Here is a 10763-nt window from a genome sequence, read left to right as displayed (position 1 = left end):
GTGGGCGATGATCGTGCGCAGCACGATGATCGACGGCTTGCCCGTCTCGGCCTTGGCGGCCTCGACCGCGGCGTGCAGGCCGGCCACGTCCTCGGTGTAGGGGCCCTCGCCGCCGTTGGTCCAGTCGATCGACTGCACGTGCCAGCCGTAGGACTCGTAGCGCTTGGCGGTGTCCTCGGTGAGGGCGATGTTGGTGTCGTCCTCGATGGAGATGTGGTTCTGGTCGTAGATGACGACCAGGTTGCCCAGCTCCTGCACGCCCGCGATGGCCGAGGCCTCGCTGGTGACGCCCTCCTCGATGTCGCCGTCGGAGGCCAGCACGTAGACGTGGTGGTCGAACGGGCTGGTGCCCGGGGCGGCGTCGGGGTCGAACAGGCCGCGCTCGCGGCGGGCGGCCATCGCCATGCCGACCGCGGAGGACAGGCCCTGGCCCAGCGGGCCGGTGGTCATCTCGACACCGGCGGTGTGCCCGTGCTCGGGGTGGCCGGGGGTCTTGGAGCCCCACTTGCGCAGCGCCTTGAGGTCGTCGAGCTCCAGGCCGTAGCCGGCCAGGTAGAGCTGGACGTACAGGGTCAGGCTGGAGTGCCCGCACGACAGCACGAAGCGGTCGCGACCCGTCCAGTCCGGGTCGGCGGGGTCGTGCTGGAGGATCTTCTGGAACAGCAGGTAGGCCACCGGTGCGAGGCTCATGGCCGTGCCCGGGTGACCGTTGCCGGCGCGCTGGACCGAGTCCATGGCCAGGACGCGGGCCGTGTCGACCGCCTTCTGGTCCAGGTCGCTCCACTCGAGGCTGGGCTGGCTCACGTGTCTCCTCCCGTGCGAACCAGCTGACCGACCAGCGCCGGGATGGCGGTGGGGGACCGGCCGTGGTCCGCTCTGTGTCTCCGTCGTGCGTCACGGCCGGCGGTACGACCGTGGCGTCCCGAGGCGTTCGTCGTCTGCAGTGCGTGCGGTGCCCGTGCCGCGGCGGGGCCGCGGACGGATCACGTGGACGAGCCTACTCGCAGCGTGCGCAGGCGCAGCTCGCGAGGGCGGCGGCGAGCCCGTCAACGACAGCGCGTAGCAGCGGCGTAAGCTCGGAGGTGCCCGCTTGTCGCCTCGCCCCGAGGACACTGTGACCGCCGTCGACTCGCGTCTGACCGACGCTCCCGCGCACTCCCGGACCAGCCTGCTGGGCCGGCGGCGCTCCGCCCGGCCCCCGCGCTTCCCGCGGGTGGCCGCCTACGTGGCGCTCACCAAGCCGCGCATCATCGAGCTGCTGCTCATCACGACCGTCCCGGTGATGCTCTTCGCCGAGGGCGGCCTGCCGCCGGCGTGGCTCGTGGTGACGACGTTCGTGGGGGGCGCGCTGGCCGCCGGCTGCGCCAACACGCTCAACTGCTACTTCGACCGCGACATCGACGCGCTCATGAAGCGCACGCGGAACCGCCCGCTGGTCACCGGGCAGGTCAGCCCGCGCCAGGCGCTGGTGTTCGCGACCGCCCTGGGCCTGGCCTCGGTGGCGATCTTCGTGGCGTTCGTCAACGTGCTGTCCGCGCTGCTGGCGCTGGCGGCGATCGCCCTCTACATCGTGGGCTACACGCTGCTGCTCAAGCGCCGCACGTCGCAGAACATCGTCTGGGGCGGTGTCGCCGGCTGCATGCAGGTGCTCATCGGCTGGACGGCCGTCACCGGGCGCCTGGACTGGGCGCCCTTCGTGCTGTTCGGCGTGATCTTCCTCTGGACGCCGCCGCACTACTGGCCGCTGTCGGTGCGCTACCGCGAGGACTACGCCAACGCCGGGGTGCCGATGCTGCCCGTGGTGGCGCGGCCCACGACCGTCTCGCGCCAGATCGTCGCCTACACGGTGGCCATGGTGCTGTGCTCGCTGCTGCTGGTGCCGGTCGGCGGCGCCGGCCTCGTCTACGGGGTCGCCGCCCTGGTGCTGGGCACCGGCTTCCTGCTGCAGACCGTGGGCCTGCACCGGCGCTCGCGCCGCTTCGAGCGCGAGACCGGCGGCCGCGACGCGGGGACGCTGGAGCAGCTGCGGCGCATCAGCCCCATGGGCGTCTTCCACGGCTCGATCACCTACCTGACGCTGCTGTCGCTGGCCGTGGCCCTCGACCCGCTCCTGCACGTCGCCTGGCCCTCCTGAGCCTCCCGGAGCCCCACGGGCGAGGCCCCGTCACCGGACCGGTGGCGGGGCCTCGCCCGTGCTCGGGACCTCCTCGTGCGGCGGGCGGCGGCGCGCTCACTCCCAGCGGAACCAGCGCGCCACCGCGAGGCTCGCCGCGACCGCCCAGGCGGCCAGCACGAGCAGCGGGCCGAGCGCCAGCTCCCGGGCCCCCACGGCGGCCCGCAGCGCGTCGCCGAGGGCCCCGGAGGGCAGCAGGCCGCCGGCGGCGCCCAGCGGGGAGGGCAGCACCAGGCCGCCGCCGGCCAGCAGCAGCACCCAGGCGAAGTTGGCGACCGCCAGCGTCCCCTCGGCGCGCACGGTGCCGGCCAGCAGCAGGCCGAGGGCGGTGAAGGCGGCCACGCCGAGCAGCAGCGCCGGCACGGCCGCCAGCAGGGCGCCCGCCGCGGGCCGCCAGCCGACCAGCGCGCCCGCGGCGCCGAGCACCAGCACCTGCACGAGCACGAGCGCCAGGACCGCCAGGACCTTGCCCGCCAGCAGCCCCGAGCGCCCCAGCGGGCTGGTGGCCAGCAGCCGCAGGACGCCGTTGCGGCGGTCGAAGCCGGTGGCGATGGCCTGGCCGGTGAAGGCCGTCGAGACGACGGCCAGCGCCAGCACGCCCGCCACGGCCAGCGCGGGCCGCTCGCCCTCGCCGAGGTCCAGGGAGGCGACGCGGGTGACGCCGACGAGGACGAGGACGGGCAGCACGAGGGTCAGCAGCAGCTGCTCGCCGTTGCGCAGCGCGATCCGCGCCTCGAAGGCCGCCTGGTGGCGCACGCGGCGCCCCCAGGGGGCCGCGGTGCCCGCGGGGGACAGGTCCAGGGGCGCGCGCCCGGGCGCCTTCGCGGCGGCGCTCGCGCTCACCGCAGGCTCCGGCCGGTGAGGTCGAGGAACACGTCCTCGAGGGTACGGCGCACCGGTCCCAGCCCCTCGGGCAGCACGTCGTGCCCGGCGCACCAGGAGGTGAGCGTGGCCACCACGCGCGGGTCGACCTCGACGCCGGTGACGGCGTAGCGCCCCGGGGAGGTCTCGGCGACCTGCGCGCCCACGGGCAGCGCGGACAGCAGCGAGGTCGTCGGCAGGCCGGGGCGGGCGGTGAAGGTGAGCGCGGCCGGCGCCCGGGTCAGCTCCTCGGGGGTGCCGCTGGCCACCACCCGCCCGTGGTCGACGACGACCACGGCGTCGGCCAGGCGCTCGGCCTCCTCCATGAGGTGGGTGGTGAGCACGACCGACACGCCGCTGGCGCGCGCCTCGCGCACGACGTCCCAGACGGCCAGGCGGGCCTGCGGGTCCAGCCCCGCGCTGGGCTCGTCGAGGAAGACGAGCTCGGGACGCCCCACCAGCGCGCAGGCCACCGCCAGCCGCTGGCGCTGCCCGCCGGAGAGCCGGCGCACCCGGGTGCGGGCGAAGGAGGTCAGCCCCAGGCGCTCGGCCAGCGCCCCGACGTCGAGGGGGCGGGTGTGCAGGCCGGCGACGTGGCGCAGCGCCTCCAGGGCGCCGACGCCGGTGGGCAGCCCGCCGTCCTGCAGCATCACGCCCACCCGCGGGCGCAGGGCGCCCGCGTCGGCGTGCGGGTCCAGGCCGAGCACCCGCACGCTGCCGGAGTCGGGGCGGCGCAGTCCCTCGCAGCAGGCGACGGTCGTGGTCTTGCCGGCGCCGTTGGGCCCCAGCAGGGCGGTGACGCTGGCGCGCTCGGCGCGGAAGCTCAGCCCGTCCAGGACGGTCCTGCCGCCGAGGGCCTTGCGCAGGTCGCGCACCTCGACGGCGGCGCCGGCCGGGTCGGCAGGGGCGGGGGGAGCAGAGCCGACGGCCACGAGGGGGCAGTCTACGAGCCGCGGTAGTAGCCCGCGGACCCCCGGTGGGAACCGGGGCGACAATTAGGTAACATGGAAGTTGTGGAATTGGTGAGGGGAGCCTCACCTCGGGGCCGCTCGGCCGCCGGGGCGGACGAGGCGCGCACGCGCACCCGCGTGCGCACCGCCGTGGCCGAGCTCGGCCCCGTCACCGCCGCCCGCGTCGCCGAGGTGCTCGGCCTGACGGGCCCGGCGGTGCGCCGCCACCTGGACGCCATGCTCGCCGAGGGCGTGCTCGACGCGCGCGAGCCGCGCCCGGAGCAGCGCCGCGGCCGCGGCCGCCCCGCCAAGGAGTTCGTCGTGGCCTCCGCGGGCCACGACGCCCTGCCGGCCGGCTACGACGACATGGCGCTCTCCGCGCTGGCCTACCTGGCCGAGGTGGCCGGGCCGGGCGCCGTGGAGGACTTCGCCTCCCGCCGCTTCGCCGCGCTGGAGGAGTCGATGCGCCAGCGGGCCGGCGACCTGGCCGGCGCCGGCACGGCCGAGCGCGTGGACGCCCTCGCCGCGGCGCTGGCCGAGCAGGGCTTCTCGGCCAGCGCCCGGCCGGTGGCGCAGGGAACAGCCGCCGAGGGGACCCAGTTGTGCCAGGGGCACTGCCCGGTGCAGCGGGTGGCGCAGGCCTTCCCGCAGCTGTGCGAGGCGGAGCGGCGCGCCTTCGAGCGCATCCTCGGCTCGCGCGTGCAGCGGCTGGCCACCCTCGCCCACGGCGACCACGTCTGCACCACGTTCGTCCCGCACGAGGGACCGGCCCAGGGGCCCGCACCGGGCTCCGGGCGGGGTCCGGGGCGGACCCACCCCCACGACCGCGCCGCGGGCTCGCCCGCGGACCAGCAGACGCCAACGGAAGGACGACGACCGTGACAGACACCGTGTCCGACACCCAGACCACCGAGCTGACCGGTCCTGCCGAGCTGGAGGGCATGGGCAACTACCGCTACGGCTGGGCGGACTCCGACGTCGCGGGCTCGTCCGCCAGGCGCGGGCTGTCCGAGGAGGTCGTGCGCGACATCTCGGCCAAGAAGGACGAGCCCGAGTGGATGCTCGCGCTGCGCCTGAAGGCCCTGAAGCTCTTCGGCCGCAAGCCCATGCCCAACTGGGGCTCCGACCTCACCGGCATCGACTTCGACAACATCAAGTACTTCGTCCGCTCGACGGAGAAGCAGGCGACCAGCTGGGACGAGCTGCCGGCCGACATCAAGTCGACCTACGACCGCCTGGGCATCCCCGAGGCCGAGAAGCAGCGGCTCATCGCCGGCGTCGCGGCCCAGTACGAGTCCGAGGTCGTCTACCACCAGATCCGCGAGGACCTGGAGGAGAAGGGCGTCATCTTCGTCGACACCGACACGGGCCTGCGCGAGCACGAGGAGCTCTTCAAGGAGTACTTCGGCACCGTCATCCCCGTCGGCGACAACAAGTTCGCCTCGCTGAACACCGCGGTGTGGTCGGGCGGCTCGTTCATCTACGTGCCCAAGGGCGTCCACGTCGACATCCCGCTGCAGGCCTACTTCCGGATCAACACCGAGAACATGGGCCAGTTCGAGCGCACGCTGATCATCGCCGACGAGGGCTCGTACGTGCACTACGTCGAGGGCTGCACGGCGCCCATCTACCAGAGCGACTCGCTGCACTCCGCGGTCGTCGAGATCGTCGTCAAGAAGAACGCCCGCGTGCGCTACACGACGATCCAGAACTGGTCCAACAACGTCTACAACCTCGTCACCAAGCGCGCCACGGCCGCCGAGGGCGCGACGATGGAGTGGGTCGACGGCAACATCGGCTCCAAGGTGACGATGAAGTACCCGGCGATCTACCTCATGGGCGAGCACGCCAAGGGCGAGACGCTGTCCATCGCGATGGCCGGTGCCGGCCAGCACCAGGACGCCGGCGCCAAGATGGTCCACGCCGCGCCCCACACCGCCAGCTCGATCGTCTCCAAGTCGATCGCCCGCGGCGGTGGCCGCACCTCCTACCGCGGCCTGATCCAGGTCCTGGAGGGTGCGCACCACTCCGCCTCGACGGTGCGCTGCGACGCGCTGCTGGTGGACACGATCTCCCGCTCGGACACCTACCCCTACAACGACATCCGCGAGGACGACGTCGTCATGGGGCACGAGGCGACCGTCTCCAAGGTGTCCGACGACCAGCTCTTCTACCTCATGAGCCGCGGCATGGCCGAGGACGAGGCCATGGCGATGATCGTGCGCGGGTTCATCGAGCCCGTCGCGCGCGAGCTGCCCATGGAGTACGCGCTGGAACTGAACCGCCTCATCGAGCTGCAGATGGAAGGGGCCGTCGGCTGATGACCGCCGTCGACGAGACGACCGACCCGACGACCACGACGCCGGCGAACACGGCGCGCGCGCACAGCCACGGCGGCGGGATCGTCCCCGACGCCAGCCGCGCGGAGCGCCCGACGTCCTACGACGTCGCCGACTTCGCCGTGCCCACCGGCCGCGAGGAGGAGTGGAAGTTCTCGCCGCTGCGCGAGTTCGCCCCCCTCTTCGAGGCCGACGGGGCGGGCGCGGTCGCGGCCGTCGAGGTCGACGCGCCCGCGCAGGTCGAGCACCGCACCGGCACCCGCGAGGAGGTCGGTGCGGGGCGGGCGTTCGTGCCGGGCGACCGCGCCGCCGCCGCCGGCTGGGCCGCCACCGACGTCGCGCACCTGCTGCGCGTGCCGGCCGAGGCCGAGCTGGACGCCCCGGTCCTGGTGACCGTGCGCGGGCAGGCCGGGCGGACCACCGCCGGCCACCTGGTGATCGAGGCCGGCCACCACGCCAAGGCGCTCGTCGTGGTCTCCCACGTGGGCTCCGGCGCGCACCGCGGCAACGTGGAGGTCCGGGTGGGCGACGGCGCCGACGTCACCGTCGTGACGCTGCAGGAGTGGGACGCCGACGCCGTCCACGCCGGCCAGCACGACGTGCGCGTCGGCCGCGACGCGCACGTGCGCCACATCGCCGTCAGCCTGGGTGGCAAGGCCGTGCGGCTGTCGACGAACGTCAGCTACGCCGGTCCCGGCGGGGACGCGCAGGCGCTCGGGGTGTACTTCGCCGACGCCGGCCAGCACCTGGAGCACCGCCAGTTCGTCGACCACGAGGCGACGAGCTGCCGCAGCTACGTGGAGTACAAGGGCGCGCTGCAGGGCCAGGGCGCGCACGCGGTGTGGATCGGCGACGTGCTCATCCGCGCGGCCGCCGAGGGCACCGAGACCTACGAGCTCAACCGCAACCTTGTGCTCACCGACGGCGCCCGCGCCGACTCCGTGCCCAACCTGGAGATCGAGACCGGCGAGATCGTCGGCGCCGGCCACGCCTCGGCGACGGGCCGCTTCGACGACGAGCAGCTGTTCTACCTGCAGGCGCGCGGCATCCCCGCCGAGGAGGCCCGCCGCCTGGTCGTGCGCGGCTTCTTCGCCGGCATCGTCGACCGCATCGGGATCCCGGAGATCTCGCAGCGCCTCATGACCACGATCGAGACCGAGCTCGCCGCGACCCCGCTCGCCGCCGCGAGCGCTGAGGAGAACTGACATGTCCACGCTCGAGATCCGCGACCTGCACGTGACGGTCGACGAGGCCGACGGCTCCACCAAGGAGATCCTGCGCGGCGTCGACCTCACCATCGCCAGCGGCGAGGTGCACGCGGTCATGGGCCCCAACGGGTCCGGCAAGTCGACCCTGGCCTACTCCATCGCCGGGCACCCCAAGTACACCGTCACCGGCGGCAGCGTCACCCTCGACGGCGAGGACGTCCTCGCCATGAGCGTCGACGAGCGCGCCCGCGCCGGCATGTTCCTGGCCATGCAGTACCCGGTCGAGGTCCCCGGCGTCACCGTCTCCAACTTCCTGCGCACCGCCAAGACCGCGATCGACGGCGAGGCCCCCAAGCTGCGCACCTGGGTCAAGGACGTCAAGCAGGCGATGGACGACCTGAAGATGGACCCCTCCTTCGCCGAGCGCAACGTCAACGAGCACTTCTCCGGCGGTGAGAAGAAGCGCCACGAGATCCTGCAGATGGAGCTGCTCAAGCCGAAGTTCGCGATCCTCGACGAGACCGACTCCGGCCTGGACGTCGACGCGCTCAAGGTCGTCTCCGAGGGCGTCAACCGCGCCCTGGCGAACGTGAACCCGGGCGTGCTGCTCATCACGCACTACACGCGGATCCTGCGCTACATCAAGCCGCAGTTCGTCCACGTCTTCGTCGACGGCCGCGTCGCCGAGCAGGGCGGCCCCGAGCTGGCGGACGCCCTCGAGGAGAGCGGCTACGACCGGTTCCTGGCCCGCGCCTGAGACCGCCGGCGGCGGCCGCCCCGCCGGCCGCCGCACCCCGCACCGACGTCCGAGGAGGACCGCATGAGCGAGACCGTGAGCGAGGCCGTGAGCGAGGTCTCGACGCCCGCCGCGCAGGGACCGACGCCCGCGTCGGTCGCCGAGGTGGAGGAGGCCCTCAGGGACGTCGTGGACCCCGAGCTGGGGATCAACGTCGTCGACCTGGGGCTCATCTACGGCCTGACGATCTCCGACGACAACGTCGCGACGATCGACATGACGCTGACCAGCGCGGCCTGCCCGCTGACCGACGTCATCGAGGACCAGACCCAGCAGGCGCTCGTCGACGTCGTCGCCGACCACCGCATCAACTGGGTGTGGATGCCGCCGTGGGGCCCGGAGAAGATCACCGACGACGGGCGCGAGCAGCTGCGCGCGCTCGGCTTCAACGTCTGAGCCGGTCCTCGAGGCGCCGCACGCACGCACCGGGACCCCTGGCGCCACCCGGCGCCGGGGGTCCCGTCGTCCGCCCGCCGGGCGCTCAGCCCAGCCCGCGGGCGGCCAGCGCCTCGCCGACGCCCTCCGCGTGGGCGACCGTGCGCACCACCGTCGGCACCAGCAGCGCCCGCGGGTCGCGCTGCAGCCCGCGCGCGGCCGCGGCCTGGCGCGACTCGGCCAGCAACCGCCCGACCACGGGGATGCTCGTCAGCGTCAGCGTCAGCGCGAGCCCCACCCGCTCCGGGTCCACCCCCAGCCGGCGCAGCGGCCGGGCGCCCGCCACGACGCTGGCCAGCAGCGCCGGGACGGGCGTGGTGGCCGTGACGAGCGTCGCCGCCCACAGGCACGCCACCAGGGCCGCGACCACGGCGGCGGCGCGGGCCGGGCCCGCCTGCCACAGCTGCACCGCCGCCAGGGCCGCCAGCAGCCACCAGGTGCGCCGCAGCTGCGCCAGCAGCGGCCGCGCGCCGACGCCGGTGCAGCGCGCCAGCAGCGCCAGGGCGAGGACGAGCGCGCCGAGGGCGCCCGCCGCGGCGGCGTCCGGCAGCAGCGAGCGCAGCAGCCCCGCGCTCAGCGCCAGCAGCGCCAGCGCGGCGAGCTTGACCCCCGGGCGGGCCCGGTGCAGCCGAGAGCGCCCCGGGGTGAAGGAGCCCAGCAGCGGCGGCGCGTCCACCAGCCCGCGCCTCACGAGCGCCTCACGGCACGCTCGCCCGGTAGGCGGCGACCACCTCGGGCGCCGGGCCGTCGGCCACGACGCGCCCGTCCTCCAGCCACAGCGCCCGCTGCGCCCGCGCGGCCAGCTCCAGGTCGTGGGTGGCGACGACGACCTGGCGCACCGGCGCGGGCGGGTCCAGCAGGACGTCCGCCACCCGCCGGGCCGTGCGCAGGTCCAGCAGCGTCGTGGGCTCGTCGCACACGAGCACCACCGGCCCCGTCGCCAGCACCGCGGTCAGCGCCAGCAGCTGGCGCTGCCCCGAGGAGAGCTCGCGCACGCTGGCGTCGGCGCGCTCGCCCAGGCCCTGGGCGGCCAGCAGCTCGCGGGCGCGCCGCTCGTGCTCGCGCCGCGGCAGGCCGGTGCGCCGCAGGGACAGCGCGACGTCCTCGGCGGGCGTCGGCATCACCAGCTGCGCGTCGGGGTCGGTGAAGACGAACCCGACGTGGCGCCGCAGCCGCGCCAGGTCGTGCTCGGGGTCCAGGCCGTCCACGAGGACCCGGCCGCGCGAGGGCAGCACCAGCCCGTCCAGCAGCCGCAGCAGCGTCGACTTGCCGGAGCCGTTGGGGCCCACCAGCGCCGTCGTGCGGCCGGGGAGCTCGACGTCGACGCCGTCGAGCACCGCGCCCTCGGCCGCGTCGACGCCGACCCCGGCCAGCGAGATCACCGAGCGGCGAGCAACCGGGGGAAGGCGCGGTGCACCGGGACGGCCACGAGCACCGTCAGCACGACCTTCACCAGGTCCCCGGGCAGGAACGGCAGCGCCAGCGCGGCGGCGGCCGGCAGCTGCAGGCCGCCGGCCAGCGCCATGCCGGGGACGCCGCCGGCGTAGACGACGCCGATGCCGCCCGCGAGGGCGCCCGCGACGGTCCCGGCGAGCGGGTGGCCGCGGCGCGCGCCCGCGCGCGCCAGCGCCCCCACCACGAGCGCGGCGAGCGGGTAGGACAGCAGGAAGCCGGCGCTGGCCCCGGCCAGCACGCCCAGCCCGGCCGCACCGCCCGCGAAGACGGGCACGCCCGCCAGCCCGACGACGAGGTAGAGCAGCGCCGCGCAGGCGCCGCGCCAGGGCCCCAGCACCGCACCGCAGAGCATGACCCCCAGCGTCTGCAGGGTGATGGGCACCGCCAGCGGGCCCACCGGGATGCCGGGCGTCAGCGCCAGCGCGCACACCAGCGCCGCGAAGACGGCCACGAGGGCGAGGTCGCGGGTGCGGTCGACGGGGCGGCGCACCCCGGTGGCGGGAGCGCCGCGCGGGTCCGTGCGCGGGCGCGTGCGCGGGGCCGGGG

The 10763-nt window shown here is 75.0% G+C and carries 12 protein-coding genes; 6 read left to right on the top strand and 6 right to left on the bottom strand.

Annotated features, from left to right (window positions below; genetic code table 11):
- The coding region (locus tag GTQ99_RS13755) for a transketolase family protein (protein ID WP_476702860.1) at positions 1-804 on the bottom strand (804 nt) is incomplete at its 3' end.
- Positions 805-1114: 310 nt separating this feature from the next.
- Here GTQ99_RS13755 and GTQ99_RS13750 point away from each other — a divergent pair.
- Complete coding sequence (locus GTQ99_RS13750) at positions 1115-2134, top strand: heme o synthase (protein ID WP_166616303.1); 1020 nt, start codon at positions 1115-1117, stop codon at positions 2132-2134.
- A 96-nt stretch (positions 2135-2230) separates the two neighbouring features.
- On the opposite strand, the gene GTQ99_RS13745 is transcribed toward GTQ99_RS13750, so the two are convergent.
- Both GTQ99_RS13745 and GTQ99_RS13740 read right to left on the bottom strand, forming a co-directional pair.
- Positions 2231-3016, bottom strand: coding sequence for an ABC transporter permease (locus GTQ99_RS13745; protein ID WP_166616302.1), 786 nt, complete (start codon positions 3014-3016; stop codon positions 2231-2233).
- On the bottom strand, positions 3013-3966 hold the full coding sequence (locus GTQ99_RS13740; protein WP_166616301.1) for an ATP-binding cassette domain-containing protein: 954 nt from the start codon (positions 3964-3966) through the stop codon (positions 3013-3015). Before GTQ99_RS13740 ends, GTQ99_RS13745 begins: the two co-directional genes overlap by 4 nt.
- Before the next feature lie 156 nt (positions 3967-4122).
- On the opposite strand from GTQ99_RS13740, the gene GTQ99_RS13735 reads away from it, so the two are divergent.
- The 5 genes from GTQ99_RS13735 (at position 4123) to GTQ99_RS13715 (ending at position 8723) form a co-directional block, all read left to right on the top strand.
- Positions 4123-4866 (top strand): helix-turn-helix domain-containing protein, encoded by a 744-nt coding sequence (locus GTQ99_RS13735; protein ID WP_205707452.1) that lies wholly within the window; start codon positions 4123-4125, stop codon positions 4864-4866.
- Positions 4867-4925: 59 nt separating this feature from the next.
- Positions 4926-6305 carry a Fe-S cluster assembly protein SufB gene (gene sufB / locus GTQ99_RS13730; RefSeq protein ID WP_166616304.1) on the top strand — a complete coding sequence of 460 codons (1380 nt, stop codon included), beginning with the start codon at positions 4926-4928 and terminating at the stop codon, positions 6303-6305.
- Positions 6305-7528 carry a Fe-S cluster assembly protein SufD gene (gene sufD / locus GTQ99_RS13725; RefSeq protein WP_166616299.1) on the top strand — a complete coding sequence of 408 codons (1224 nt, stop codon included), beginning with the start codon at positions 6305-6307 and terminating at the stop codon, positions 7526-7528. Before sufB ends, sufD begins: the two co-directional genes overlap by 1 nt.
- A gap of 1 nt (position 7529) precedes the next feature.
- Positions 7530-8288, top strand: coding sequence for a Fe-S cluster assembly ATPase SufC (gene sufC / locus GTQ99_RS13720; protein WP_166616298.1), 759 nt, complete (start codon positions 7530-7532; stop codon positions 8286-8288).
- Between the two features lie 63 nt (positions 8289-8351).
- Complete coding sequence (locus GTQ99_RS13715) at positions 8352-8723, top strand: metal-sulfur cluster assembly factor (protein WP_166616297.1); 372 nt, start codon at positions 8352-8354, stop codon at positions 8721-8723.
- A gap of 85 nt (positions 8724-8808) precedes the next feature.
- On the opposite strand, the gene GTQ99_RS13710 is transcribed toward GTQ99_RS13715, so the two are convergent.
- The 3 genes from GTQ99_RS13710 to GTQ99_RS13700 form a co-directional block, all read right to left on the bottom strand.
- Positions 8809-9438: a CbiQ family ECF transporter T component gene (locus GTQ99_RS13710; RefSeq protein ID WP_166616296.1), complete on the bottom strand. Its 630-nt coding sequence runs from the start codon at positions 9436-9438 to the stop codon at positions 8809-8811.
- Positions 9439-9460: 22 nt separating this feature from the next.
- The gene (locus tag GTQ99_RS13705; RefSeq protein WP_166616295.1) at positions 9461-10144 is read right to left on the bottom strand and encodes an ATP-binding cassette domain-containing protein; all 684 of its coding nucleotides are present in this window, start codon (positions 10142-10144) and stop codon (positions 9461-9463) included.
- Positions 10141-10763, bottom strand: a 623-nt coding sequence (locus GTQ99_RS13700; RefSeq protein WP_205707451.1) for a biotin transporter BioY, incomplete at its 5' end; no start/stop codon positions are given. The genes GTQ99_RS13700 and GTQ99_RS13705, both read right to left, overlap by 4 nt.

Origin of the sequence: Kineococcus vitellinus, assembly GCF_009906315.1 — a bacterium.
GTDB classification, from domain to species: domain Bacteria; phylum Actinomycetota; class Actinomycetes; order Actinomycetales; family Kineococcaceae; genus Kineococcus; species Kineococcus vitellinus.
This window is presented reverse-complemented; position numbering and strand designations above follow the sequence as displayed.